Source organism: Pseudorhizobium tarimense (assembly GCF_022968135.1).
In the GTDB taxonomy this organism is placed as follows: Bacteria; Pseudomonadota; Alphaproteobacteria; order Rhizobiales; family Rhizobiaceae; genus Neorhizobium; species Neorhizobium tarimense.
Map to the genome: position 1 here is coordinate 18,406 of NZ_JALJRA010000006.1, position 25,267 is coordinate 43,672.

Sequence of the window (25,267 nt, forward strand, 5' to 3'; positions counted from 1 at the left end):
CTAGTGGACAGTTTGGCGACGGAGGCGGGGATCAAGCCAACCATAAAGGAGGTCGACCATCAGGTTGGAGAGCACCATCGTGGCAGCGATCATCAACAGGATGCACTGGACGACCGCTAGATCTCGATTGCTCACAGAAACGACCAGCAAGCGACCGATACCTGGCCAGGAGAAGATCGACTCAACGATTACTGCGCCAGCAATGAGCGAGCCCACCATGAAGCCGACGATCGTAATGATCGGGACGGCAGCATTGGGAAGCGCGTGGTTCCAGACCACGTTCGACCAGGTAACGCCTTTCGCGGAAGCAGTTCGGATGTAGGGCTGGCCCATGACCTCGATCATCGCGCTGCGCGAGAACCGGGCAAGGATGCCGATGCCGCCGATGCTCATGGTGATCGTCGGGAGCAGTCCGTGGACCCAGGTATCTTGGCCGCCCGAAGGCAGTACGCCGAGAGTGACGGAAAATATGAGGACCAGCAGTAGGCCCATGACGAAAGAGGGGATGGTGAACCCTAGGATCGCCAGTAGGATGACGCTGCGATCGACCGCACTTTGACGATGAAGTGCCGCATAGACGCCTGCGGGTATGCCGATAAACAGCTTCAGGAGCAACGCCGGGATCGTCAATTGCAGCGTCGCCGGGACGCGTTCCAGCACCAGTTGCAGCGCCGATTCCTTGTCGCGCATGGACACGCCGAAATCGCCAGTGAATATGGACTTGATATAGGCCAGGTACTGGATCCAGAGCGGCTGGTCGAGGCCCCAGGACGTGCGGAACGCATCCACGGCCTCCTGCGGTACGTCCGGCCCCAGCATCACCTGAGCAGGATCGCCGGACATGCGCAGAACGACGAAGGCGAAGGTGACAACCGCGACAATGGTGACAAGGGCGCGCAGCAGGCGGGAGATAACGAAGCGGACCACGTCTGTCTCCTCAGGCAGCGATCGGCGCTGTTGCGCCTTCGACGAGGTGGCAGGCGGCGGATCGGCCCACGCCGATCGTCCGAAGCGCTGGCACTGACGTGCGGCAGATGTCGGTTGCAAGCGGACAACGGGGGTGGAAGGCGCAGCCGGAAGGTCTGTCGGCCGGGTTCGGGGGCTCTCCCTGCAGAATCATGCGGCCCTTGAGCGGTTGGCCAGGAACAGGCACGCTAGAGACTAGCGCCTGGGTGTATGGGTGACGCGGTGAGGCGAAGATGACGTCGGAAAGGGCCTCCTCGACGATCCGCCCCAGATACATGACGGCGACCCGATCGGCGACGTTGCGCACGACCTTGAGGTCGTGGCTGATGAAGACCATGCCGATCTGAAACTCATCCTGTAGGTCGCGTAGCATGTTGACCACCTGTGCCTGGATCGAAACGTCGAGTGCGGAGACCGGCTCGTCGCAGACAATCAGAGAGGGATGCGAGGCAAGCGCCCTGGCGATCACCGCCCTCTGGCGTTGCCCGCCGGACAATTCGTGCGGATATCGATCGGCCTGGTCCGGCCTCAACCCCACAGCCGCCATCAGCGCCTGAACGCGCCCATCCCGTTGGCTTTTGGTAAGCAGGTTGTGGATGTCCAACGGTTCGCGGATCTGGGTTGCAATGGTAAGTCTGCGATCCAATGCTGCCAGAGGGTCCTGATAGACAAGCTGCATCCTGGCCCGCAGAGCACGCCACTCGGCAGTTCCAAATGCCGGCATTGGGTGACCCTCGAACGTCACGGCGCCGGCTTGGGCCGGGTCGATCCCAAGCAGCATCCGGCCGAGGGTTGACTTGCCAGAGCCGGATTCGCCGACAACGCCGAGCGTCTCGCCGGGCAAGACCTTTATCGAGAGGTCATCCACCGCACGTACAGGGATCGCCTTGCCGAAAAGCCCACGCCGCATCTCGTAGACACGCGTCAGTCCTTTGGCCTCGATGAGCGGAGTGACCATCTAAGCGTCCTCCATCACCGTCTGGAGGGCAGGCGTCGGCTCGTCAGCGAGCACCGGATTGAAGCAAGCCAGCCGTCGCCCGTCTTCCATCACATCAAGTTCCGGTCGCTGAAAATCGCAACTGGCCACCGAATGGGCGCAGCGGGGCGAAAACGCGCAACCTGCCGTCAGCTGTTTCGGATTGGGCACAGTCCCTGGTATCGGCACCAAGCGGGTACGTGGGCCATCGAGCCGGGGAATCGCATCAAACAGGCCGCGGGTGTATGGGTGGCGGGGCCGCGAGAACAGCTGCGTGATCGATCCTTGCTCGACAATGCGGCCGGCATACATGACACACACACGCTCGCAGACCTGGGAAACGGCGCCGAGGTCATGGCTAATGAACACGGTGGCCATGCCGGTCTCTGCGCGCAGCTGGTTGAGGAGGTCGAGTATTTGCGCCTGGATCGTGGCGTCAAGCGCGGTCGTGGGTTCGTCGGCAATCAGCAGGTCAGGCTGGCCGGCGAGCGCCATGGCGATCATCAAGCGTTGGCACTGACCGCCGGAAAACTCGTGGGGAAAAAGATCGAAGCGGCGGCGAGCATCCGGAATTCCAACCATGTCCAGGAGCCGCAGTGCTTCGGCTCTTGCCGTCTCCCCCCCAATGCCTCGGTGAAGCGTGAGCGCTTCGGTGATCTGCCGGCCGATACGGATCACTGGGTTGAGTGAGCTTGACGGATCCTGGAAGATCATCGCGATACGGCCACCGCGCACGCGTTCGAGCGCTTGGCGCGGTGCGCTGCACAGCTCATTTCCCTCGATGCGCACGGAGCCCGATATCGCGGCTTTGCCTGGCAGGAGCCCAAGGGCTGCCAACCACGTGACGGATTTGCCGCAGCCGGACTCGCCGACCAGGCCGAGCGCTTCCCCGCGGTCAACCGACAGATTGATACCGTGCAGCACCTGCGTGCCGTCAAACGCAACCTTCAGGTCACGAATCTCCACGAGATCGAACGACATCTTGTTCTCCTTCTTCAAGGCTGCCGGCGCTGCTTCGATTTTTGGAAAGGGAGGTCCGGCGGGTTCAGCCCCGCCGGAAGAGATGGACCGTTACATGGTCCAGTTGTTGGATCGGAAATCCATGGCGAAGGCGGGCGCCGCCTTCCACTTGAGCGAGGACTTCAAACCGGTGAAGACTGCGTTCTGGTGCAGCACTTGGTAGGCGGGGTCTTCGCGCTCGCAGATTTCCAGCATTCGGACATATGCCTTCTTCCGGGCAGCCCGGTCGGTGGACGTTTCCAGCACGACCGAGAGCTCGTTCATTTCTGCGTTCGTCCAGTCCTTCTTCTGCTGCATCTCGCCGTTCGGGCCAAACTGCGTGACCATCGGCGTGACCGGATCGTTGATGTTTGCCGAAGCCGACCAGTCGCGCACGCCCTTGATGCCCTCTGGGTCATGGATCTGGGCCCAGTTCTCTTTCATTTGGATCTCGACGTTAAGGCCGACTTGTTTCCACATCTCGACCATGATCTGACCGTTTGAAGTCTGGTTCGTGTAATAGTTGTTGAGCAGCCGATAGGGGATTGCATCGCCTTTGTAGTTCGCCTGCTTGAGGAGATCACGCGCCAGTTCGGGATTGAACTCCGGAGCGTGCCAGCCATCGATGAACATGTCTGTCGTCTTGAAGATATCGAACTGCAAGCCTGGAGGCACGACCGTCTGGCCACCCCACAAGGCCTCAACGATGGCCTTGCGATCGATCGCATGAGTCATGGCGCGGCGCACCAGCGGATCGGCGAGAACGGGGTTCTGTGTATTGAAGACGGAAATGCGGTGGTTGAGGATCGTTGATCCTTGCACTTCAAAACCTGATGCGGCCTGCACGGTGCCGATTTGGTCCGGCGGCAGGTCGCAGGCAAAATCATATTCACCAGACAGGAGCCCGTTAACACGCGAGGCGACTTCCGGAACTTCGACGAAGCGAATTTCCTCAAGCGGCGGACGGCCGCCCCAGTATTCGTCGAAGGCAACAAGCGTCAGTGAAACGTCGGGCTTGTATTCGCTCACCATATAGGGGCCTGTCGTAACGGGCTTGCGCGCCCATTCGGTGAAGGAGGCGGCTTCATCCCAGGCACGGCGGTTCGCGATCTGGCTGCCATAGGCGTAGAGACGCCCTTCAAGAGTGACGTCCGGGGTCGTATTGTGGAAGCGGACGGTGTATTTGTCGACCGCCTCCACGCCGGCAAGCGCCGGCCATAGACGCCGGCCGATGCCGGGAACAGAAGCAGGCAGTTCCTTAGCAGTGGTGGGCTTGTGGTCGTCTTCGAAGATGGTCTTGCCACCCTTGGGCTCGGTGTCACCAAAGACCCGCTCCTTGGAGAAGGAGAAGACTACGTCATCAGCCGTTAGCTCGTCGCCATTGTGGAACTTCACGCCCTGGCGCAGCTTTAGCTCAAGCGTCTTGTCATCGATGCGCTTCCATTCTGTAGCCAGGCCAGCGACGGGGCCCTGGTTTCCCATCCAGTCACGCAGGATGAGGCCTTCCCACAGGTTGGGGAAGAACACCCGCTCACCGACGTTGGACTGCTCATTCCAAACGCAGAGCGTGTTGTTGTTGGTGATCTTCTGGACCGCGATCGTCACCGAAGGGCGCTTGCCCTGGGCGAAGGTCATGCGCGGCAGGATAAGGGTTCCGGTGGCGGCACCGATCAGGCCAAGCGCGCCGCGTCGATTGATGGAAAGCATCGATAACCTCCTGAGGTTCGGACTTCGAAAAGCAAGCTTCTCCTGCGCCTCTCGAATGTCGGTTTGTTAATGAGCTAGTGAACTTTCGATGACGCGCCGCAGAGGACCGCGACGCGGAATGATCAGGCCGGCACGGCACGCTTCTGGGCAGTATGCCCATCCGCATGGCTGCCCGACAAAAAAGCTTCCAACGCAGATCTAAGCCCCGCGGCCCCCGTGACCACCGCCACTGCTCCCGCGCCCTTTAAGACGCGGTACCGATCAGGACGGGGGTCGGCCGGATCAACGAACCCGATTGTGCGCATGCCGGCTGCCACGCCACCGAGGATGCCGTGAGGGCTGTCGTCGATGACGAGGCAGCGGGCCGGATCGAGGCCGAACGCATCGGCGCAATGGAGGAAGAGATCGGGCGCTGGCTTTGGGCGGGCAACCGACTCGCCGCTGAACACATAGGGGAAGAACTCGTGCCACAGATCAAAGAGGCCGAGGCTGTTCTTTAGGCGCTCCAAACTGCTGTTTGAGGCGACACACTTGCGGATGGAGAGAGAACGAACCAAGTCGGACATGCCCGGCATGGGCGACAGCGCCCTGGCAAACTCCTCCCGAAGCGCCGTTCGCAATCCCTCAAAGATCTGGTCGGTTTCACGAAGGTCGAAGACGTCGCGGCAAATCTTTTGGGCGTCTGCTTCGGCAAATCCGGTGAATCGCTGCCATACTTCCTGATGCGAGATATCGGCGCCCGCGTCACGCAAGGCCTGCCAAAGAACACGACTCGCCAAGGGCTCGCTGTCAATCAGAACACCGTCGCAGTCGAAGATAAGCAAGTCAGTGGCGGTCATCTCTCAATCCGTTCTTGGCGCGAGACGAACTTTCGGGGAATGTCGGCTCGCGCTGTCTACGTGCCTTGGGGAGAAGATCGGGACGCCCCCTGGTGTATCTACGGCGGTGCAGTACGTTACATATGTTACGCGACTGTGACATTTGAGCGGAGAGATGAATGGAGCAACAGGAACTGATGGTGAGAGCAGCGTGGTTCTACCACGTCGAGGGGCTGACACAGGCGCAGATCGGAGAGCGGATGAACCTCACGCGTCGACGCATCAACGAGCTTCTCGCGCTGGCTCTGGAGCAGGGTGTTGTGCGGGTTAGCTTTAGCTCTCCCTTTGCCGAAAACGTTGAGCTCGAGGCGAGGCTTTGCGAGCGCTTCGGGCTGCAGCATGCAATCGTCTCGCCAACACCGGGCGATCCTGTGCATATGCATGCGGTGATTGGCAGGGCATCTGCAGCTTTCCTGGATCGGCTCATCCAAGTCCGCAAGCCGCGATCGATCGGCGTTGGTTGGGGGGCGACGCTGTATGAAACGGCCCGCCAGATGAACCAGGCGCAAGAGCCGGACATGCGAATAAGATCGCTGATGGGAGGACTAACCCGCGGCTCAGAGATCAATACGTTCGAGATCGTGAGGAGCTTCGCCAAGGTCCTCAACGCAAAGTGCCACTACTTCGCCGCGCCCATCTATGCTGGAAGCGAGGAGGCGCACGCGGTGGTCATGGCCCAGCCGGTTTTCCAGGAGTTTGTCCGAGACGCAGCGAATGTCGATGTGTCGTTTCTTAGCGTGGGCGACGTGACAGGGCAGTCCCTGCAGGTTCGCTATGGACTGCCGGCGCAGACGAAGGTGAGCGAGTTGGTGGCAGCCGGCGCCGTTGGCGACATACTCGGACGCTATCTGGACACAGAGGGGCGGTCTGTGCACCATTGCGTCAATCGACAGGTGATATCGCCGGATCTTGAGGCCTATTGCAGCATTCCGACCAGGATCGTCGCATCTGGGGGGCCGCACAAGCATGCGATCCTTCTCGCGGTCCTGAGAGCTCAGCTTGCAACTGCTGTGGTGACCGACGCGGACAGTGCTCGGGTCCTATTGATGTGACCACCCACTGTGTTGATCAGTTCAGGCGTTGACCAGACGAGCCATCGAACACATGAAGAGCGCTCAAGTTGGGGCGCAAGTGCACTGTGTCACCGGCGCTGATGGTTGCGTCTCTAGCAAACTCCGCGGTCAGCATGCGCGTGTCGCCCGTTTCCAGATATCCGTACGTCTGGCTCCCTAGGCGTTCAGCGACCGCAAGCTTCCCGCTAAACCAAGCGTCCTCTGGAGCGCAGGCGGATAAATCCTCAGGCCGAATGCCAACGGTCACAGTTCCAGCTCTGAGCCCGCCTGCAACTACGTCGGCAAGTGCAAACGTGTGGCCCATGATCTGAACTGTCGCCCGATCGTTGTGGGAGACGATATCGGCTGACATTGTGTTCATGGTCGGGCTACCGATAAAACGTGCAACGAAGAGGCTCGCCGGACGGCGGTACAGCTCCAGTGGCGGACCTATCTGCTCAACGCGCCCGGCATTCAGCACCACAATGCGATCCGCAAGCGTCATTGCTTCGACCTGGTCGTGAGTGACGTAGACTGTGGTCGCCTTCATGCGATTATGAAGCTTTGCGATCTCCAGGCGCATTTCGACCCGCAGCGCCGCATCGAGATTTGAAAGTGGCTCGTCGAAGAGGAATGCGGAAGGCTCCCGCACAATGGCCCGACCCATGGCAACGCGCTGGCGCTGACCGCCCGAGAGCTGAGCCGGGCGACGATCCAGGAATTGCTGAATTTGAAGGATTTCTGCCGCCTGGGCCACGCGTGCCTGGATCGTCACCTCGTCAGTGCCGCGCATCTTGAGCCCAAATGCCATGTTCTCGAGCACGCTCATATGCGGATAAAGCGCATAATCCTGAAACACCATCGCTATGTCTCTCTGAGACGGCGGCAGGGCGTTGACCAGCTGTCCGCCAATCTCCAGCCGACCTCCGGAGATCTCCTCGAGACCCGCGATCATTCGCAGCAGAGTGGATTTTCCGCAGCCGGAGGGGCCGACTAGAACGAGGAACTCACCGCTTTCGATATTGATATCAATGCCGTGGATGACCTGCAGCGATCCATAGGATTTCCGGATTTCCCTCAAGCTGATTGCAGTCACGGTCTACTCCTCCGCAAGTTATCTGCTCTTGACCTTTATTATCGATATCAATATCAATAATTGCACGAAAGATGATTGGCAACTCCGCGGAAGCAAACGATGTATTTTTCTACCCAGCCGAATGCGCGAGACGCTAAGCCGGCAAAGTCAGCCGCCACCTTCAACGCGCTCAAGCGCGATATCATGCTCGGGGTGCTTCCGGCTGGAGCCGCTCTGACTGAACTGGATCTCGCCGCCTATTTTTCCTGCAGCCAAGGAACAGTGCGTGAAGCCCTGCTGCAATTGCAGGAGGAAGGGCTTGTTCGCCGCCAGGGCCATCGCGGTACGCAGGTCTCAGAATGCACGGAAGCTGAAGCCGTGGAAATGTTCCGGGTGCGCCAGCAGATCGAGTGCAGTGGCATTGTGCGAGCATTGCAAATGCCCACACGCACGCTCATTGCCGACTTGAAAGCTCTGTTTGACAAGATGCTGGAGGCGGCAGCGTCGGGCGACGAACTGGAACTGGCCTCGCTTGATCGAGATTTTCACCGCCGCCTCTTTCAGGACGCGCAGCTTCCGGCGCTCGACCCGATCCTGCACCGCTGCCTGGTGCACAATCACCGCTTCAAAATTTCACGCAGCATTAGCCCTCGCGATCTTGTCGCAACCGCAAAGCGACATGCCTCGATTATCGACGCCGTGGAGGCGGGGGATGTGGGAAAGGCGTCCGAGGCACTGCGTCATCACATCGCGACGATCGTCGATCTTGGCCCCAGTGTCTTCCCGGACGAACGCCAATGAACGCGATGCCCGACACTTCCCCGCTTTCTGCCGATATGGCGAGGCTACTTGAGCGTACCGCACGGGAATTGGGTCCCCAGCCTGATCCGACGCTGATGAGCCCGGCAGAAGGACGGGCATTCACCCTTGAGAGCAATCGCCGGTGGAATTTCGATCTGCCCGAGATGGCCACTGCTGGCGACGCCTGGATCGACGCGGATGAATGCCTCGGATCGGCGCGCGTTCGCCTGAAGGTCTTGGTGCCGCCGGGCCATCGGTCGGGCGGGCTGATCTTCGCGCATGGCGGCGGTTTTGCATTCTGTAGCCCTGAGACGCACGAGCGATGCGCGCGCGTCTTGGCGGTTGAGACTGGTCTGCCGGTGTTGCTGCCGGACTATAGGCTCTCACCGGAGCATCCTTATCCTGCGGGGTTGGTGGACGTTGTCGCCACCTTGCGATCGGCTTTTGTCGCAGCAAGCGTCTTCAGCGTCGAGGAAGGCCCACTGATTGTGGCAGGCGACTCCGCCGGGGCAAATCTTGCGCTCGCGGCGTTATTGCACGAGCAACCTCGGTCGAACGCCACTGTGGCAGGCGCCTTGCTCTTCTACGGAACCTATTCCGCGTCCTTCAACACGCAGTCGTACCGTGATTTCGAACGAGGACCGGGACTGACGACTGCAAAGATGCAGCGCTACTGGAACTGGTATGCCGGTGGCCGTGATGTTTCGGCCGATCCGCTGGCGTGTCCGCTGGTCGCTTCTGAAGGGGCATTGAAGGCGCTGCCGCCACTCCATCTGATGGCCGCGGGGGTGGATCCGCTGCTTTCGGACAGCATCCTGTTGCACGAACGGCTCAAGGGCCTCGGGCGCAGTGATGCGCTGACAGTGGTGCCGGGTGTTACGCACGGCTTTTTGCAGAACACCATTGATCTTGCTGCGGCGCGGGAGGCGTTGGCGGCGGCAGGGAAGGCGGCAAAGGACATGATCGCCGGAAAGCAAGCTTGATTTTCTGAGGAGGAGAGAATGAAAATGTTGAAGAAACTGGCCATCGGTGCGGCTCTTGCGACCGCTCTGCTTGCAAGCACCGCATCCGCGGAAACCGTCCGGTTCTGGTATCATTTTGATAATCCGGAAAACCCGATGAACGACCTGGTAGCCAAGTTTGAGGCTGCCAACCCAGGCATCGAGATCGAGGCCGAGAACGTGCCCTGGAATAGCTATTACGATAATCTTTACACCGCCCTGGTCGGCGGAAACGCACCTGACGCGGCCATGGTGAAGCTGTTCGCCCAGCCGCGCCTCATCGAAATGGGTGCGCTGGAGCCAATTGGCGAGCAAGTCGAGGCATGGTCCGGCAAGGCAGACCTTCTCGACAACCTGTTGGAGATCAACAAGGGACCGGACGGCCAGCAGTACTATCTGCCGATCCAGTACGTCGTGCTCTATCTCTATTACCGGGCCGACCTGTTCGAACGGGCAGGCCTGAAGCCGCCGACGACATGCGATGAGTTCCGGGACGCCGCTATCAAGCTGACCAATGCGCCGGAGAACTACGGCTTCGGCCTGCGTGGCGGGAAGGGTGGTTGGGACCAGTGGGGGGCCTTCGTGCTGTCACAGGGCGCAAAGCTGGAGCCGGGCGGCTTGACGACGCCTGAAGCGATCGCTGCCAATCAATGGCTGATCGATCTCTTCCAGAAAGACAAGGTTATTCCTCCGTCCGCGCCAAACGACGGCTTCCAGGAAATCACTGGCGCCTTCAAGAACGGTACGACTGCCATGACCATCCATCACATTGGTTCGTCCAATGACATGGTTAAGGCGCTCGGCGACAAGGTCTCGGCTGTCCCGGTTCCCGAGTGCGGTGGCGGACGCTGGACCTCCTATGGCGACGAGTCCCTGGCGATCTTCTCCTCTTCGCAGGTCAAGGATGCAGCATGGAAGTGGATCTCCTTCCTTGCGGAGGGCGAAAACAACGTCGCATTCAACAAGGCAACGGGCCAGATGACTGTCACCAAGAGTGGATCGGAGAACTGGACGCTGCATGAGCGCCGGTTCGTGGACGCGACCGTGCAATCGCTCCCCTTCGCTGAGGTACTTCCGCAGAACACCGCGACGTCGGAGTTCGTGAACACGGCTTGGCAGACTGCAATGCAGCAGGCGCTCACGGGCCAGATCACCTCAGAGCAGATGATGCAGCAGCTCGAGGCGCTGTTCGCGCAGCAGTAACCTCCCGGAAGTGGGTGCGCAGTGCCCGCTTCGCATCCCATCCGTCCGACCCAAACATCAGGGCGGATGGGATCCTTCGGATGACAACGGCCGGGAACGACCGAATGACCGCGACGACTGCCTCACCATCGACCGCTGTTACCATCGCCACGCCCTGGCGCGTCCGGCTGATGCCCTACATGCTGCTGGCGCCTGCCGTTCTCGTCACAGTGTTCATCGTCTTCTTTCCGATGGTGCAGGCGCTTGCCACCAGCTTCTACGACCTCATCCTCTGGAAACCCAATGCCAGCCGCTTCGTCGGGTTTGGTAACTATGTGAAGCTCTTTGCCGACCCAGTGTTTTGGACCGCGCTTGGCAATACCGCCATCTGGATTGGCCTGACGGTGCCGCTGCAGATGGGCCTCGGCCTCCTGACCGCGTTGTTGCTGAACCGGGAGTTCCCGTGGCGCGGTCTGGCGCGCGGGCTCATCATCATACCCTGGGCGCTGCCGAGCGTGGTGATCGCTCTCATGTGGCGCTGGATCTACGACCCGAATACGGGCGTGTTAAACGACATCCTGATTTATCTGTCGGTCGTGCAGTCCGCCGTGCCATGGCTGGCCGATCCCGATCTCGCTCTTTATGCGATCATCGCGACGCTGACCTGGCAGGGCTTCCCCTTCTTCGCGGTCATGATCCTTGCTGGGCTGCAGGGGATTCCAAAGAGCCACTACGAGGCAGCTTCCATCGACGGTGCCTCGGCATGGCGGCAGTTCGTGCATATCACTCTGCCGGGTATTGCTCCGGTTCTGGCGACCGCCGGCCTGCTTCGGGTCATCTGGGTCGCCAACTCCATGGACGTCATCTTCGTAATGACAGGCGGGGGGCCGGGCTATGCTACCCATACGCTGCCGCTCTACGCATTTGTGCGCGCACGTCAGAACCTCGACTTCGGCTATGGCACGACGATCGCGGTCACCTTTACCGTGCTCCTTGGTGCAGTCGTTGCCCTTTATCTTGCCCGTACGATGCGGGAGGTGGAACGATGAAAAAGCCCTCCACCGTCCGCCGTATCATCACAACTGATCTGCCGGTGTTGATGATCGTCCTTTTTGCGATGGCGCCCTTTGCCTGGATGGTGCTGACGTCGCTGACACCGACAAAGGCTCTGAATGCGACAGGCGTTTCAATCTCGCCCGCAGGCTGGAGTCTCGACAATTACGTGCGTCTGCTGCAGCAGACTTCCTTCCTGGACAACATGCTCGACAGCCTGATCATTGCTTGCGGTACTATGGCACTTGGGCTCGCTGTGGCTGTGACAGCTGCCTATGCCTTCTCGCGCTTCCGCTTTACCGGTCGAAAGCTCCTCATGTTGCAGTTTCTGCTGATCAATATGTTCCCGATCGTGCTGCTGATCCTGCCACTCTTCGTGCTGATGCGGAAGGTAGGTCTACTCGACACCCATTTTGGTCTGATCCTTGCCAATGCGACGGTTGCCATTCCCTTTGCGGTCTGGATGCTCACGAGCTATGTCGGTGCTATTCCGAAGAGCCTCGACGAGGCCGCGATGATCGACGGCTGCTCGCGGCTGACGGCGCTCAGGCGCGTTGTTCTGCCACTCATGCTGCCGGGCATCATCTCGACGGGCATTTACATCTTCATCACCGCCTGGAATGAATATCTCTATGCCCTGACGCTTGGCGGACGGAACGTCCGACCGGTCACGGTCGCAATCCAGACCCTCATCGGCGAATACCAGATCGAATGGGGCCTGCTTGCTGCGGGCGCCATCGTCGGCGCCATGCCGGCTACTATCCTTTTCCTTCTCGTCCAGCGTCGCCTTATCGGCGGAATGACACAAGGTGCGGTGAAGGGCTGATTCGAATGAAAGAGGAAAGACAATGAACCCTGTCGGGTTGATCTCCATGCAATATGCGCGGCCATTCACGGCAGAGCATTTCCCGCTCTTTTCCGAGATGCGCAGCCTCGGCTACAATTTCGTTGAGCTACTCGTACCGGAGCCGGGCGAGCTTGATCTGAAGGAGGCCCGCCACGCGCTTGAGGCCGCCGAGCTCGGCGTTGTACTCGCCGCTCGCGTCAACCTGCAGCGTAACCTCTCGGCGGATGATCCGGCCGCCCATCGTGCCGGGATTGATTACCTCAAATATGCGGCTGACTGTGCTGCGGCTCTCGGCGCTACGGTCGTCGGTGGTCCGCTCACCGGCAACCCCCTTGTCTTTGCCGGACGGCCGCCCCAGCCCGTCAGTGAGCAGGAACGGCATGCACGAAAGACCCGCTGTGTCGCCGGTCTAAAGGAAGCAGGCGATTATGCGGCCAGTCTCGGCGTGGTACTGGCGGTCGAGCCGCTCAACCGCTTCGAGAGCGACGTGCTCTGCACGACACAGCAGGCGATCGAGCTGCTCGATGCGGTGGATCACCCAGCCGTTCAACTCATGCTCGACACGTTCCACATGCACATGGAAGAAGCCTCCATTGCCGAGGCGATCCGTCTGGGTGGAAAGCGCGTCGTGCACTTCCAGGCTAATGAGAACCATCGCGGTTTTCCCGGTACCGGCGCAACGGACTGGGTCGATGTCTTCCGGGCGCTCCATGAGATCGGGTATGGCGGCCCAATATCGCTCGAACCCTTCCGGCGCGACGACGATCGCTTCGGCGTTCCCTTCGCTCAGTGGCGGGCGCCACATGAGGACGAGAACGAGCGTCTCGCTGCCAGTGCCCAATTCATCAAGTCCCACATCCTGCTCACGGAATATCGTCGATGACACTCAAGATCGGTTGGATCGGCTGCGGCGTCCACGCTACCCAAATGCTGCTTCCGCAACTCGTTCGCCACGATGTCCAGATTGCTGCGCTTTGCGACATTGACGGCCAACGTCTGGCATCTGCGGGACGGCAGTTCGGCGTGTCGAGCCTGACGAGCGACGCGGAGGAGCTCATACGCCGTTGCGATATTGACGCTGTCGGCATGGCAGTTGGCCCGGACCAGCATCTCCAGTTCGGCAAGATGGCTCTGGAGCGGGGGCTTCCCGTGTTCATGGAGAAGCCGCCATCCGGAAGCGCCGCAGGTGCGCGCGAACTGCTTGCCGCCTCGGAAAAAACCGGCAAGCCGCTGCTTCTCGGCTTCATGAAGCGCTACTCAGCCGGAAACAAGATCGCGGCCAATATCCTGCGCTCGGGCCGTTTCGGAGAAATTTACGGTCTTACTGGCTACTACATGACTGCACCCGGATATTTCGCGGGCAATGTCGACTATACCGGCTTCTTCCTGCATCACTGCGTGCACTACATGGACCTTGTCTCGTTCCTCGTGTCGCCGGTTACCAAGCTGACGGCCCGCAAGGTCGAGAAGGGCAGGGGCAAGGTGCTCTTCCATGTGAACTTCGACTTTGAATGTGGTGCCATCGGTACCATCGCCATGGGCACTGCCCAATCGCGCGGCGCGCCGGTGGAGCGCATCGAAATCATGGGCGACCACCAGCGTATCGAGGTCGACAACGTTGTCGAGGTCCGCTGGAACCGCGATTCGCGGTTCAAAGTGGATGATCCCGCTGCCACGCTCGACGACGCTGCAGACACGCTGATGTGGAAACCGAATTTCACAGCGGCGGCCAACGAGGACCCCAAGGGTTATCACTCGCTGCTGTCGGACGTCATCCCGGCGCTGATGGGCGATGAAACGCAGGCACCGACGATAAAGGACGGTGTCGTTGCAATGGAGGGTCTTGAGTCCCTACGAGTCGAACTGGCGTTGTAGAGCTCTGGGTGCATTCGAGGCACTACAGACGCTCCGCCCATCGGGGTATAGTGGCTAGGCGTGCCCCGATATGGGAGGTGACGCAGAAAGTGCCAACAGTTGCACTACGTCCGCTTTGTTCACCATTCTTGCCAATTGCTGTCCTCGTTACCGTTGGCAGAAGCTGCCGAAGTCGAGAGCCTGGAACGTAAAGAATTGCCAGCCGTCTCTTAACGGCTTGCACCGACTATTCGAATTGCCGGCTCTCGGTGAACCTCAGCAAGCAATGCGTGCTGGCGATTTTTTAGAACGTACGAAACTAAGTGCAGCGATAGCTGCAACTCGGATCGTCTTAAGAGCGTTGCCGGCGCCAACTCTCGACCGCCTTGTCCAGCGTTGCAGCAGCCGCGGCATCGGCCCAACGGTCCCAGAAAACGCTAACGGTGTTTCTTGTGCTTCGCTCCGATGCCGCGTCCCTTATGCGGGGTAGCCCGCTTGTCCTTGAGGGGCGCTACATGGCGTAAGTCTCAACGTGGGGCAGGGCCAGTGCTTGCCCTATTCGTCGCGGTCCTCATCTCTCGTTATCCGATATCCCAAGGCACGGCTGATATCGTGGGCGAAGCTGCGGACCATCAGGATCAGCAGTTCTCGCTTATCCAGGAACCGCGACGTCAATGTTCCGAGGTTGAGGGCAGCGATGACGGTTCCCTCGCGGTCCCGAATTGGCGCAGCAACGCCGGTGGATCCAGTGACGAATTCTTGGTCGTTTACTGCATACCCGTCTGCTCGAATTTTTTCCAGCAGCCTGCGCAACTGCTGTAGATCCGTGACGGTATAGCGCGTGTAGGTAAGCAGTTGCACACGGGAGAGGTAATCTTCGCGCACGTCCGGATGGGCGTGGGCAAGCAGCAGGCGGCCGGTTGCTGTGCAGTACGGCGCGATAGCGGCGTCCATGTTCACATCATAGCGGATCGGCTCGTTGCTCACGCATTTCGCCAGCCGCCGAACCTCGCAATGGGCGTTCATCGTGGACAGGAGCACGGTCTCGCCAGACCGGTCGCGCAAGCGCTCCATGAATGGGCGGGCGGTCACCACCAATGGCTCTTCATGCTGCCGAAAGGGGAAGCCATGGCTTGTTTCTACCAGGACATAGCGGCCGTTGGCGTCCTGCATCAGGTGGCCACGCGCGGCCAGTGTCTGCAAAAGTCCGTGGGCACTCGACTTCGGCAAGCTCAGTTCGCGGATGATCTGCGACAACCCTACCGGCTCGCGCCGTCGCGAAAGATAGTCGAGAAGGTCGAGAATGCGCCCCGCGCTTTTCACTTCATAGTTCATGTACGTGAACAAACACTCGGTTGATGACCAATTCTTGGGCTTGTAACACTTCCAAGGCAGGGGTGAAACGCAGCTCGCGGTGGGCCCAAAATCGAAGGTTACGGATGAGCGCGACGCAAGAGCACGATCAACACCAACCCTGGATGTGGGCGGAAGACATTTGGCGTCAGAAGATCCAGAAGGCAAGAGCCGGGCGGTCATTGAAGCCGACCTCATGGCAGAATGGCGCGCGGATGGCAGTCGCCATCTCCTTTGACAGCGACCACGAAACATTCGAGTTGAGGAATGGCGGCGTTTCCATCAGCAGGCTGAGCCAGGGCCAGTATGGCGCGCGATGCGGCACGCCCAGGATATTGTCGCTTCTGGAAAAGTACGGCGTGCCTGCGTCCTTCTTCATGCCTGCTGTCTCCGCGATGATAAATCCCGACGAGGTCAAGGCCGTCATTGCCGGTGGCCATGAGCTTGGCATGCACAGCTGGATTCACGAGTTCAATTCGCGCCTGGACCACGAGACCGAGCGTGATCTGGCGTTCAGGGCGGCAGACATGCTCGAAAAGCTTTCCGGCACCCGACCGGTCGGCATGCGAACGGCTTCCTGGGATTTCAGCCCCTACACGCTGGCGATTGCCCGCGAGATGGGTCTGCTCTACGATTCGTCGCTGATGGCCGACGACGAGCCTTATGAGCTTCTCGAAGATGGCGAGCCGACGGGAATGGTGGAAATTCCCGTCGAGTGGATCCGCGATGACGCGCCTTACGTGGCCATGGACCGCATGACCGGCGCGCGCCCCTATGGCGGCCCTGTCATGGTCTGTGACATCCTGCAGCGCGAGCTGGAGGTTGCATGGAAGGAGGGCGGGCTTTTTCAGGTGACCCTGCACCCCCACCATGTCGGGCATCGCTCCCGCATCTTTATTCTGGAGGAAATCATTCGGCTCGCCCAGTCGAAGGGTAACGTCTGGTTCTGCACCCACGCGGAACTAGCGAGCTATTGTGCTGATGAATGCGGCCTCGTCGCATCCGCAGCCGCTAGGTGACTGGTGTAACAAACGATGGATAAAGAGAGGGTGAAGACATGAAACTAGGACTAGCATCCATAGCAGCGGTCGCTTTGGCCCTGATGACCTCAACGGCCATGGCGCAAACCAAGGAGGTGCTGACGATCGACCTGCCGAACGACGTGGCAACGCTCGATCCGCATCTGCAGTGGAACACTGACAGCTATACCGTCTACCGCAACATCTTCGACAACCTCCTGACGCGCGACGCTTCAGGGAAGATTGTCCCCCAGATCGCGACCGAGTGGACCTATGACAACGACACGACCATCACCTTCAAGATTCGCGATGACGTGACTTTCCAGGACGGCTCGAAGCTGACGGCGGAAGATGTCGCCTTCTCGATCAACCGCATCATCGACCCGGCGCTGAAGAGCCCGCAACTATCCCAGTTCGACCAGATCCAGGCTGCTGAGGTCGTCGATCCGACGACAGTGAAGGTAACAACGAAATCCCCGTACCCTGCGCTGCTTGCCCAGCTTGTAAAGCTCTCGATCGTGCCCAAGGCCTATGTGGAAAAGGTCGGCGACCAGGAATTCAACCTGAACCCGCTCGGAAGCGGGCCCTACAAGATGGTCGAATGGAAGAAGGGTATCCAGACGGAACTGGAAGCCTATGACAGTTACTGGCGCGGCCAGCCGCCTTTCGAGAAAGTGGTCTTTCGAGCGGTGCCGGATGTTTCAACCCGCATCGCCGATCTGAAGACCGGCAAGGCGGATCTGATCCGCGACGTGCCTCCGGACCAGGCTTCCACCATTGAGAGCGACAGCAACACCAAGCTCCTGACGGGTGAAACGGAGCGCGTGGGCTATCTCTACTTGAATGCGGAAGCCGGCCCGACGAAGGATGTGCGGGTACGCCAGGCAATTGCCTACGCAATCGACAAACAGGGCCTCGTGGATGCGCTGCTGGAAGGTTACGGAAAGCCCGTCAATATCGTTGGAGCAGAACCCATCTTCGGCTACACGGATGCTGTTGAAGGTTATCCCTATGATCCGGAAAAAGCCGCTGATCTGATCAAGGAGGCAGGAGCGGAAGGAGCAACCGTCGAGTTTCTGACCTCGCCATCCTATCCCCGTGCACTGGTCGAAGCCATTCAGCAGATGGTCAACGAGGTCGGCCTGAACGTAACCATCTCCTCCAGCGATCAGGCCACCTTCCTGAAGCGTCGGCAGGGCGGTGCGGAAAACGCGGGCGGGATGGCGTTCGGCGCCTGGTCTTGCGCCTGCCAGGATGCTGACGGCATCATCTTTCCGCTGTTCCGCAGCGGCAGCATCTGGGCGAAATACAAGAACGAGAAGTACGACGCTCTGGTGGATGAAGCGCGCACCATTCTCGACGAGGAAAAGCGCAAGAGCCTTTACGCACAGGCGTATGAGATCCTCCGCGAGGACGTCCCAGGTCTTGGCCTTTACCAGGTCTTTGCGCTCTATGGCGCGGCAAAGAACCTGCAGTGGGAACCGTCTGCCAATGAAGCCATGTTTGTCATGGACATGAGCTGGCAGCAGTAAGGGCGAGGGCGCGATCGTGTTGAACTACACCGTCCAGAGGTTGGTCCAGGCAATAGTCGCAATCTTCGGTGTGCTCACGATCGTCTTCGTCGTCATGCACCTCTCGGGGGACCCGACGCTTCTGCTGGTCCCCCAGGATGCCTCGGCCGAAATGATCGCCGAGCTGCGCCATCAGCTCGGCTTCGACAGACCGATCTGGGTCCAGTATCTCGATTATCTCTACGGCTTGACGCAACTGGACTTTGGGGACTCTGTCGTCCAGCGCGTGCCGGCCTTGGATATCGTTGCGTCCCGACTGCCCTACACGATCCAGCTTGCAGCCGGTGCTCTCGTCGTTGCCATCGGTGTCGGAATCCCCGCCGGCATCATCATGGCTACCATGCGCGGCAGCGCCATCGAACGCATTCTCGCAGCCGTCGTGGTGACGGGGCAGAGCGTGCCGACATTCCTGTCGGCCATCCTTCTGATCTTCATCTTCGGCGTCACCCTGCGCTGGCTGCCAACTTCAGGGGCGGGAGAGCTCCGCGCGATGATCATGCCGTCGATTGCGCTGGGCGCGCTTTCGATGTCCACCTTTGCCCGCATGACGCGGATCGCCATCATCGATGAGCTTGGGAAGGATTACGTTCGGGCTGGTATTGCTCGGGGGCTGTCGCTCAGGCAGACGGTCTTTCGTCACGTGCTGAGGAACGCCTCCATTCCGGTGATCACCATTGCGGCGCTTGAGATTGGAAACCTCCTTGCCGGTGCCGTCATTATTGAGACCGTTTTCGCTTGGCCGGGCATTGGACAGCTCGCCATTCAGTCGATCCAGTCGCGGGACTTCCTGGTGGTCCAGGTGATCGTGCTGCTGATTTCATTCGTCTATGTGATGACCAGCGTGCTGGCGGACCTCGTCTACGTGGCCGTCGATCCGCGCATCCGCTTGGTCCGGTGAGGAAATGTCCGTGATTGTAAGCGTCCATGCCGTTCGCCAACACCTTCGTCGCGTTCCCCTGTCGGTGGTCGTCGTATCCATTCTTCTGGCAGCGATCGTCCTCCTGGCAGTGTTTGCGCCGCTTGTCGCTCCTGCCGATCCAAACAATCAGACACTGTTGGCGCGTCTGAAGGCGCCAGGCTTTTCTTATCGGGGCATCACCTACTGGCTCGGAACCGATGACCTCGGCCGCGACGTTCTTTCCCGAACGCTGTACGGCGCCAGGGTTTCTCTGGGAGTCGCAGTCCTGTCGGTCATCGTGTCGACCTTGGTAGGTGTGTCGCTCGGGATGCTTGCCGGCTGGTTCCGCGGCTGGACGGAAACGATCATCATGCGCCTAGTCGACATCATGATGTCCATCCCGGCCATCCTGCTGGCGGTGCTCACGGTTGCCGTGCTCGGTCCAGGCTTCCTGAAGCTCGTGCTTGTTCTCGGGCTGACCAGATGGCCTCGCTATACCCGCGTCGCCTATGCGCAGACGCTGCAGGTCGCCAATCTGCCGTTCATCAAAGCATCGGAGCTTGCCGGCGCAGGCGCGGTCAGGATCCTCTTTCACCATGTCCTACCCAATATCGCCGGTCCGATTCTTATCGTGGCCACGGCGGAATTCGGCCTGATGATCCTGATGGAATCCGGTCTTTCCTTCCTTGGACTCGGGATCCAGCCACCGTCTGCCAGCTGGGGCTCGATCATGAGCGTCGGTCGCCAGTATCTGGAACGTGCGTGGTGGATCGTCGCCGTTCCCGGCGTTTGCCTCTTCCTCCTCGTCTTTTCCGTTAATGTGCTCGGTGACTGGCTGCGCGACCAGCTCGACCCGCGCTCCCGTTCCCGCTGAGGTACCACATGGAATTCCAAGACAAGACAATGGTCATCACGGGTGCTGCCGGTATCTTCGGCGCCTGGACCGCCGCCTATTTCGCCAAGCGTGGCGCCCGACTGTGCCTCAGCGACATTCGGATGGATGCACTGGAAAATGTTGCGGCTGATATCGGCCTCGATCCGGCCACGACACTGCTGCACGCCACCGAACTGACAAGCGACGCGTCCATGCTCGATCTTGTCGAACTGGTGCGTCGCACGTGGAAGGCACCGGACATTCTCGTCAATAACGCGGGCATCTACACCCGCTTTAGTCTGCTGGAGATGGAGTTCAGCGATTGGGATCGCGTCTTCGGAGTGAACCTTCGGGCTCCTTTCGTGCTGACGCGCGAGATGGCGAAGCTGATGATCGCCGAACGAAAAAAGGGGTCGGTGGTGAATATCTCGTCCGGCGCCGCGCGCAAGATGAACCAGAACTCGGTGCCATACTGCACCTCCAAGACAGCAATCGAACGCCTCTCTAAAGGCTTCGCCATGGAACTTGCGCACTACGGTATCCGGGTCAACGTGGTCGAGCCTGGCTTTGCGCCGGGCAGTGAAGTTTCCTCGCTCAGCGACGATTATGTCGAGAACATGTTGAAGAACATCCCGCTCGGCCGGGCCAGCGGTCCGGAGGATGCGCCGGGTGCTATCGCCTATCTGTGCTCCGACCAGGCCGCCTTCATCACTGGCGCCGTCCTGAGCGTTGACGGAGGCAACTCGATTGGCAATTACAAGCGGCCCCAACCGACCTCGCCGGCTCGGGCAGGCTAAGCGTGGGGCTTCGGATGGAGATGGACCTGAGCCCACTGCTTTCCGTGGAGGACCTGACGATCGAGATCGCCGGAGCCGATGTCGTCGACAGAATTTCATTCACGGTTGCACCAGGCAGGGTCATGGGGCTGGTGGGCGAATCCGGCTGCGGCAAGTCACTGACGTCTTACGCGATGCTCGGCCTGTTGCCGCCGGCAGCGCGGCGCTCCGGTGGAAGCGTTCGACTTGGCGGTCGCGACCTTACTGCATTGTCGGAACGTGAGCTTCGCAGGGCCCGGGGCAAGGACATATCGATCATCTTCCAAGAACCGAGCGCTTCCCTGGATCCGCTGACAACGGTCGGTGCCCAGATTGCCGCCGCCTATCGGACGCACCACAACGTCCCGCGCACCGAGGCCTACGCCAAAGCCCGCCAGATGCTTGCAGATGTCGGGATCCCCGATCCAGACCGAAGGCTCCACCAGTATCCGTTCGAGCTGTCGGGCGGCATGTGCCAGCGTATCATGATCTCTATCGCGCTGATCTGCAGTCCGCGCGTGCTGGTTGCCGATGAACCGACCACGGCGCTGGACGTGACCATCCAGGCACAGATCCTCGACCTGATGAAGAAGCTCGTTGCCGAACGTGGCACCTCGATCGTCATCATCACGCACGATATGGGCGTGGTTGCCGACATCGCGGACGATGTCGCGGTCATGTATGCCGGTCGCATTACCGAGATCGCGCCCGTCCAAGCACTCTTCGAGAAGCCTCGGCACCCGTACACGGCCCTCCTGCTCGCGAGCGTTCCCAAGCTGAGTGATGCGCCCAAGGCCGACCTTGCAACGATCGAGGGGAGGGTACCGACTCCCAACGAGTTTGGCGCTGGCTGCCGCTTTGCAGATCGCTGTCCGCTGGCAACCGAGAGATGCCGGGTAGAACAGCCTCCATTGTTCGATTGCGGCGGCGGCCACCGCTCCGCCTGCTGGCATATCGACCGCATGGATGAAATCGGCGAGGTGGCCGCATGACCGAAGACCTGCAGAATGTTCTCGAGCTGAAGGATGTCGCGGTCCATTTCGGTGGTCGTGCCGGGCTTCTCCGGTCCTCCGGCGTGGTCGTCAAGGCGGTCAACGGCGTCGACCTTGAGATCCGCAAGGCTGAAACCGTCGCGCTGGTCGGCGAGTCCGGCTGCGGCAAGTCAACACTTTCGAACACCATCGTGGGTTTGCAGGCGCCTGTGTCGGGCAGCGTGAAGATCAGCGGCGAGGAGGTCGTGGGAGCCAACCGCCGAAAGCTTAACGACATTCGCCGCAAGGTCCAGATGATCTTCCAAGATCCGGCCCTTTCGCTCGATCCCCGCTCGACCATTGGCGCTACCATTGGCGAACCGCTGATCGTGCGCGCCATCGCGCGTGGAGAGGCGCTGAAGGAGCGCGTGGCGGAGCTCTTGACGCAGGTCGGTCTTAGGCCCGAGCATGCAGATCGCTATCCTCATCAGTTTTCAGGCGGCCAGCGTCAGCGCGTGGTGATTGCGAGGGCCCTGGCGCTCGAACCGGATCTCCTGATCTGCGATGAGCCTGTGTCGGCTCTCGACGTGTCAGTGCGGGCGCAGATCCTCAATCTGCTGGTCGCGCTTCAGCAACGGATGGGGGTCTCCTACCTCTTCGTCTCCCATGACCTGAGTGTTGTGAGACACATTTGCGATCGGGTGGTGGTGATGTATCTCGGACGCTTCGTTGAGATCGCCGATCGGGATACCTTCTTCGCAAATCCGAAGCATCCCTACACCCGTGCGCTGATGTCGGCTGTGCCTGAGGCAGACCCTGTCGCTCAGCGGAGCAAGCAACGCTTCATCCTGCAGGGCGAGCTGCCGAGCCCTGCCAACATCCCCTCCGGCTGCGCCTTCCATACACGTTGCCCGCTGGCGACCGAGATCTGCTCGAAAGTCCGCCCCGAACTGACTCCCCGTCCGGACGGCGCGCGGGTCGCCTGCCACCACGCCTGAAGGAATGCCATGAGCGCTCGCGCCACCGAAGAAACCATTGCGCTGTCTGGGCTACAGCGGGAAGCCGAAATCCGCGTCGACCGGTGGGGAATCCCACACATACGCGCTGCGAGCGATGGCGATCTTTTTCTCCTGCAAGGTTTCAACGCAGCACGTGACCGACTCTGGCAGCTCGATCTCTGGCGCAAGCGCGGTCTCGGCTTATTGGCGGCCGACTTCGGCCCTGGCTATCTCGCCCAGGATCATGCTGCTCAACACTTTCTCTATCGCGGCGATATGAACGTAGAATGGCTCGCTTATGCAAACGACACGCAGGCGATCTGCACCGCCTTTGCCGCCGGCGTGAATGCTTACATCGCTCTTTGCGAGCGGGAGCCGGAGCGGATGCCACCCGAGTTCGGAGTGTTCGGTACCAGACCTGCCCATTGGCAACCGGAAGACGTTGTACGCATTCGCTCTCACGCGCTGACCCGCAATGGGGTCTCCGAGATCCTGCGCGCAAACGTGATGTCGCTTTCGGACGCCGCAACCGATCTTCTTCGCTTTGAGCTCGACCCTCCAGTGGAGCCACGGCTCGCCGACGGTCTTTCCTTTGCCGATATACCGCTGGAGGCTGCACGGCTCTTCAAGCTTGCAACGGCGCCGGTGACCTTCGAGAAGGACCGGTTGTCCGCGAGCCTGTCCGATGCCTGGACGTGGTCGGAGGTAACAGATCTCGGCGAGGTCGTGCAGCGTAGCGCCGAGGAAGGCTCCAACAACTGGGCGGTCCACGGGTCCCGCACCGAGAGTGGCCGCCCAATCCTGGCCAGCGACCCTCATCGTGCTCATGCCGTTCCCTCGCTCCGGTACCTCGTCCACCTTGACGCCCCGGGGCTTAACGTCATCGGGGCAGGTGAACCGAGTGCGCCCGGCGTCTCAATCGGCCACAACGGCCGGACCGCCTTCGGTCTGACTATTTTCGGCGCGGATCAGGAAGACATCTACGTCTATGAGACGAAGGAAGGCGAGCCGGATTTCTACCGCTATGGGGACGGCTGGGAAAAGATCGAGCGGGTCACGCAAACCTTCGCCGTGCGTGGCTATGAAGAGCAGGTGCTGACGCTTTCCTTTACCCGCCACGGGCCGGTCCTGTACGAGGATACGGAACGCCATCGTGCGGTGGCCATTCGCACGGTCTGGCATTTTCCCGGTTCAGCTGCCTATCTTGGCAGCCTCTCCTACATGCGCAGTCCCTCGACCGAAGCATTTGCAGCCAGCCTCGATCATTGGGGTACGCCTTCCGTCAATCATGTCAGCGCCGACATCGGCGGCAATATTGGCTGGTTCACCGCCGGCTTCACGCCGGTACGCCGCAACTGGCAGGGTCTTCTGCCGGTGCCGGGTGACGGTAGCCACGAGTGGGATGGCTTTTTGGCACCCGCGGAGCTTCCGCGTTCCTTCAATCCGGTTGAGGGCTACGTGGCATCCGCGAACGAGATGAATCTGCCCGCCGATCGCGATTCGGCAGCGCCGTCTATCGGTCACGAATGGGCGGAAGGCAGTCGGGCGAAACGGATCAAGTCAGTCCTCGCCGCCGACCGAAGCCATACGCTGACGGCTTCAATGGCTCTTCAGACAGACGTCTACTCCCGTCCCGCAGAGGTCATTGTCTCGGTCCTGCGTGAGGCGGCTTCGTCCTTGCCGGCAGATGCAGATCGGCTTGCCGGACTTGCTCTGTTCGATTGCTGGGACTTCCAGCTCGACGCCGGCAGCGCCCCAGCCGCACTGTTCGAGGTGTGGTGGATGAAACACCTGCGGCCCGCTCTCCTGGCGCGCTTCGCGCCAGACGAGACGGTGCGGCAGTTGCTGCTTCCCGGCGATTTTGACCGACTGATTTCCTTGATCCAGACGCCCGAACACTTCTGGAGCATTGAAGAGCGGGACGCGCTGGTCCTTTCCACTCTGGCCAAGGGCTGGCAGGACTGCGCGGCCCGACTCGGCCCAAATCCATCAGCGTGGCGGTGGGGAGATCTTCATCGGGCGCTCTTCGAGCACGCAGCAAGTCGGGTGAAGCCGGCTGCAGAGAGCGTATGGGACGTCGGTCCTCTGCCCGTCGGCGGGAGCCGCTCCACGCCCATGCATGCCGCCTATCGCCCCGGCGATTTCGGGGTCAACGCCGGGGCCTCCGTAAGGTTGGTTATGGACGTCGGCAACTGGGACAACAGCGTCTGCGTCAATACGCCTGGTCAGTCGGGCGATCCTCGTTCGCCCTTCTATTCCGACCTCGCCGAACCATGGTCGCGTGGCGAATACGTGCCGCTGCTCTACAGCCGGACAAGGCTGGAGGCGGAAACCGCACACCTGATCCGGGTCCTGCCGGCCGAAACAAGGGAGTGAG

The 25,267-nt window shown here is 60.5% G+C and carries 23 protein-coding genes; 16 read left to right on the forward strand and 7 right to left on the reverse strand.

Annotation, left to right across the window (positions count from 1 at the left end):
- The 5 genes from MUU54_RS08180 to MUU54_RS08200 all read right to left on the reverse strand — a co-directional run bounded on the left by MUU54_RS08180 (position 1) and on the right by MUU54_RS08200 (position 5,487).
- The gene (locus MUU54_RS08180; protein WP_247243548.1) at positions 1–927 is read right to left on the reverse strand and encodes an ABC transporter permease; all 927 of its coding nucleotides are present in this window, start codon (positions 925–927) and stop codon (positions 1–3) included.
- 10 nt (positions 928–937) lie between these two features.
- The gene (locus MUU54_RS08185; protein ID WP_247243549.1) at positions 938–1,924 is read right to left on the reverse strand and encodes an ABC transporter ATP-binding protein; all 987 of its coding nucleotides are present in this window, start codon (positions 1,922–1,924) and stop codon (positions 938–940) included.
- Complete coding sequence (locus MUU54_RS08190) at positions 1,925–2,923, reverse strand: ABC transporter ATP-binding protein (RefSeq protein ID WP_247243550.1); 999 nt, start codon at positions 2,921–2,923, stop codon at positions 1,925–1,927.
- Between the two features lie 90 nt (positions 2,924–3,013).
- Positions 3,014–4,648, reverse strand: a complete 1,635-nt coding sequence (locus tag MUU54_RS08195; RefSeq protein ID WP_247243551.1) for an ABC transporter substrate-binding protein — start codon at positions 4,646–4,648, stop codon at positions 3,014–3,016.
- 122 nt (positions 4,649–4,770) lie between these two features.
- Complete coding sequence (locus MUU54_RS08200) at positions 4,771–5,487, reverse strand: HAD family hydrolase (protein WP_247243552.1); 717 nt, start codon at positions 5,485–5,487, stop codon at positions 4,771–4,773.
- Between the two features lie 158 nt (positions 5,488–5,645).
- Here MUU54_RS08200 and MUU54_RS08205 point away from each other — a divergent pair, with 158 nt between their 5' ends.
- Positions 5,646–6,578: a sugar-binding transcriptional regulator gene (locus MUU54_RS08205; RefSeq protein ID WP_247243553.1), complete on the forward strand. Its 933-nt coding sequence runs from the start codon at positions 5,646–5,648 to the stop codon at positions 6,576–6,578.
- A 16-nt stretch (positions 6,579–6,594) separates the two neighbouring features.
- On the opposite strand, the gene MUU54_RS08210 is transcribed toward MUU54_RS08205, so the two are convergent.
- Complete coding sequence (locus tag MUU54_RS08210; RefSeq protein WP_247243554.1) at positions 6,595–7,674, reverse strand: ABC transporter ATP-binding protein; 1,080 nt, start codon at positions 7,672–7,674, stop codon at positions 6,595–6,597.
- Between the two features lie 183 nt (positions 7,675–7,857).
- Here MUU54_RS08210 and MUU54_RS08215 point away from each other — a divergent pair, with 183 nt between their 5' ends.
- The 7 genes from MUU54_RS08215 (at position 7,858) to MUU54_RS08245 (ending at position 14,412) form a co-directional block, all read left to right on the forward strand.
- On the forward strand, positions 7,858–8,454 hold the full coding sequence (locus MUU54_RS08215; RefSeq protein ID WP_247243778.1) for a GntR family transcriptional regulator: 597 nt from the start codon (positions 7,858–7,860) through the stop codon (positions 8,452–8,454).
- On the forward strand, positions 8,451–9,437 hold the full coding sequence (locus tag MUU54_RS08220; protein ID WP_247243555.1) for an alpha/beta hydrolase fold domain-containing protein: 987 nt from the start codon (positions 8,451–8,453) through the stop codon (positions 9,435–9,437). The genes MUU54_RS08215 and MUU54_RS08220 overlap by 4 nt, the downstream gene beginning before the upstream one ends.
- Before the next feature lie 18 nt (positions 9,438–9,455).
- The gene (locus MUU54_RS08225) at positions 9,456–10,658 is read left to right on the forward strand and encodes an ABC transporter substrate-binding protein (protein WP_312038815.1); all 1,203 of its coding nucleotides are present in this window, start codon (positions 9,456–9,458) and stop codon (positions 10,656–10,658) included.
- Between the two features lie 104 nt (positions 10,659–10,762).
- Entirely contained in the window at positions 10,763–11,686 is a 924-nt protein-coding gene (locus MUU54_RS08230; RefSeq protein WP_247243557.1) for a carbohydrate ABC transporter permease, read from the forward strand.
- Positions 11,683–12,516: a carbohydrate ABC transporter permease gene (locus tag MUU54_RS08235; RefSeq protein ID WP_247243558.1), complete on the forward strand. Its 834-nt coding sequence runs from the start codon at positions 11,683–11,685 to the stop codon at positions 12,514–12,516. The genes MUU54_RS08230 and MUU54_RS08235 overlap by 4 nt, the downstream gene beginning before the upstream one ends.
- A gap of 22 nt (positions 12,517–12,538) precedes the next feature.
- On the forward strand, positions 12,539–13,420 hold the full coding sequence (locus tag MUU54_RS08240; RefSeq protein ID WP_247243559.1) for a sugar phosphate isomerase/epimerase family protein: 882 nt from the start codon (positions 12,539–12,541) through the stop codon (positions 13,418–13,420).
- The gene (locus MUU54_RS08245) at positions 13,417–14,412 is read left to right on the forward strand and encodes a Gfo/Idh/MocA family protein (RefSeq protein ID WP_247243560.1); all 996 of its coding nucleotides are present in this window, start codon (positions 13,417–13,419) and stop codon (positions 14,410–14,412) included. Before MUU54_RS08240 ends, MUU54_RS08245 begins: the two co-directional genes overlap by 4 nt.
- 534 nt (positions 14,413–14,946) lie before the next feature.
- Here MUU54_RS08245 and MUU54_RS08250 read toward each other — a convergent pair.
- Positions 14,947–15,726 carry an IclR family transcriptional regulator gene (locus MUU54_RS08250; protein WP_281433266.1) on the reverse strand — a complete coding sequence of 260 codons (780 nt, stop codon included), beginning with the start codon at positions 15,724–15,726 and terminating at the stop codon, positions 14,947–14,949.
- Positions 15,727–15,830: 104 nt separating this feature from the next.
- On the opposite strand from MUU54_RS08250, the gene MUU54_RS08255 reads away from it, so the two are divergent.
- The 8 genes from MUU54_RS08255 to MUU54_RS08290 are packed head-to-tail and all read left to right on the forward strand — an operon-like array spanning position 15,831 to position 25,266.
- Positions 15,831–16,763, forward strand: coding sequence for a polysaccharide deacetylase family protein (locus MUU54_RS08255; protein ID WP_247243562.1), 933 nt, complete (start codon positions 15,831–15,833; stop codon positions 16,761–16,763).
- A gap of 38 nt (positions 16,764–16,801) precedes the next feature.
- A complete protein-coding gene (locus tag MUU54_RS08260; protein WP_247243563.1) occupies positions 16,802–18,295 on the forward strand; it encodes an ABC transporter substrate-binding protein in 1,494 nt (497 codons plus the stop codon).
- A gap of 16 nt (positions 18,296–18,311) precedes the next feature.
- Entirely contained in the window at positions 18,312–19,232 is a 921-nt protein-coding gene (locus MUU54_RS08265) for an ABC transporter permease (RefSeq protein ID WP_247243564.1), read from the forward strand.
- A 10-nt stretch (positions 19,233–19,242) separates the two neighbouring features.
- Positions 19,243–20,106 (forward strand): ABC transporter permease, encoded by an 864-nt coding sequence (locus tag MUU54_RS08270; protein ID WP_376742072.1) that lies wholly within the window; start codon positions 19,243–19,245, stop codon positions 20,104–20,106.
- Between the two features lie 8 nt (positions 20,107–20,114).
- Positions 20,115–20,903 carry an SDR family NAD(P)-dependent oxidoreductase gene (locus tag MUU54_RS08275; protein ID WP_247243566.1) on the forward strand — a complete coding sequence of 263 codons (789 nt, stop codon included), beginning with the start codon at positions 20,115–20,117 and terminating at the stop codon, positions 20,901–20,903.
- A gap of 14 nt (positions 20,904–20,917) precedes the next feature.
- Positions 20,918–21,913 carry an ABC transporter ATP-binding protein gene (locus tag MUU54_RS08280; protein WP_247243567.1) on the forward strand — a complete coding sequence of 332 codons (996 nt, stop codon included), beginning with the start codon at positions 20,918–20,920 and terminating at the stop codon, positions 21,911–21,913.
- Entirely contained in the window at positions 21,910–22,890 is a 981-nt protein-coding gene (locus MUU54_RS08285; RefSeq protein ID WP_247243568.1) for an ABC transporter ATP-binding protein, read from the forward strand. Before MUU54_RS08280 ends, MUU54_RS08285 begins: the two co-directional genes overlap by 4 nt.
- A 9-nt stretch (positions 22,891–22,899) precedes the next feature.
- Positions 22,900–25,266: a penicillin acylase family protein gene (locus tag MUU54_RS08290; RefSeq protein WP_247243569.1), complete on the forward strand. Its 2,367-nt coding sequence runs from the start codon at positions 22,900–22,902 to the stop codon at positions 25,264–25,266.
- The last annotated feature ends 1 nt before the right edge of the window (position 25,267 follow it).

Excerpts from the sequence above, each read along its gene's own strand:
- MUU54_RS08185 (WP_247243549.1), bottom strand. The coding sequence starts at position 1,924 with ATGGTCACTCCGCTCATCGAGGCCAAAGGACTGACGCGTGTCTACGAG.
- MUU54_RS08255 (WP_247243562.1), top strand. The coding sequence starts at position 15,831 with ATGAGCGCGACGCAAGAGCACGATCAACACCAACCCTGGATGTGGGCG.
- MUU54_RS08275 (WP_247243566.1), top strand. The coding sequence starts at position 20,115 with ATGGAATTCCAAGACAAGACAATGGTCATCACGGGTGCTGCCGGTATC.
- MUU54_RS08205 (WP_247243553.1), top strand. The coding sequence starts at position 5,646 with ATGGAGCAACAGGAACTGATGGTGAGAGCAGCGTGGTTCTACCACGTC.
- MUU54_RS08200 (WP_247243552.1), bottom strand. The coding sequence starts at position 5,487 with ATGACCGCCACTGACTTGCTTATCTTCGACTGCGACGGTGTTCTGATT.
- MUU54_RS08215 (WP_247243778.1), top strand. The coding sequence starts at position 7,858 with ATGCTCGGGGTGCTTCCGGCTGGAGCCGCTCTGACTGAACTGGATCTC.
- MUU54_RS08230 (WP_247243557.1), top strand. The coding sequence starts at position 10,763 with ATGACCGCGACGACTGCCTCACCATCGACCGCTGTTACCATCGCCACG.
- MUU54_RS08240 (WP_247243559.1), top strand. The coding sequence starts at position 12,539 with ATGAACCCTGTCGGGTTGATCTCCATGCAATATGCGCGGCCATTCACG.
- MUU54_RS08285 (WP_247243568.1), top strand. The coding sequence starts at position 21,910 with ATGACCGAAGACCTGCAGAATGTTCTCGAGCTGAAGGATGTCGCGGTC.
- MUU54_RS08280 (WP_247243567.1), top strand. The coding sequence starts at position 20,918 with ATGGAGATGGACCTGAGCCCACTGCTTTCCGTGGAGGACCTGACGATC.
- MUU54_RS08225 (WP_312038815.1), top strand. The coding sequence starts at position 9,456 with ATGAAAATGTTGAAGAAACTGGCCATCGGTGCGGCTCTTGCGACCGCT.
- MUU54_RS08190 (WP_247243550.1), bottom strand. The coding sequence starts at position 2,923 with ATGTCGTTCGATCTCGTGGAGATTCGTGACCTGAAGGTTGCGTTTGAC.
- MUU54_RS08220 (WP_247243555.1), top strand. The coding sequence starts at position 8,451 with ATGAACGCGATGCCCGACACTTCCCCGCTTTCTGCCGATATGGCGAGG.
- MUU54_RS08245 (WP_247243560.1), top strand. The coding sequence starts at position 13,417 with ATGACACTCAAGATCGGTTGGATCGGCTGCGGCGTCCACGCTACCCAA.
- MUU54_RS08250 (WP_281433266.1), bottom strand. The coding sequence starts at position 15,726 with ATGAACTATGAAGTGAAAAGCGCGGGGCGCATTCTCGACCTTCTCGAC.
- MUU54_RS08290 (WP_247243569.1), top strand. The coding sequence starts at position 22,900 with ATGAGCGCTCGCGCCACCGAAGAAACCATTGCGCTGTCTGGGCTACAG.
- MUU54_RS08195 (WP_247243551.1), bottom strand. The coding sequence starts at position 4,648 with ATGCTTTCCATCAATCGACGCGGCGCGCTTGGCCTGATCGGTGCCGCC.
- MUU54_RS08260 (WP_247243563.1), top strand. The coding sequence starts at position 16,802 with ATGAAACTAGGACTAGCATCCATAGCAGCGGTCGCTTTGGCCCTGATG.
- MUU54_RS08235 (WP_247243558.1), top strand. The coding sequence starts at position 11,683 with ATGAAAAAGCCCTCCACCGTCCGCCGTATCATCACAACTGATCTGCCG.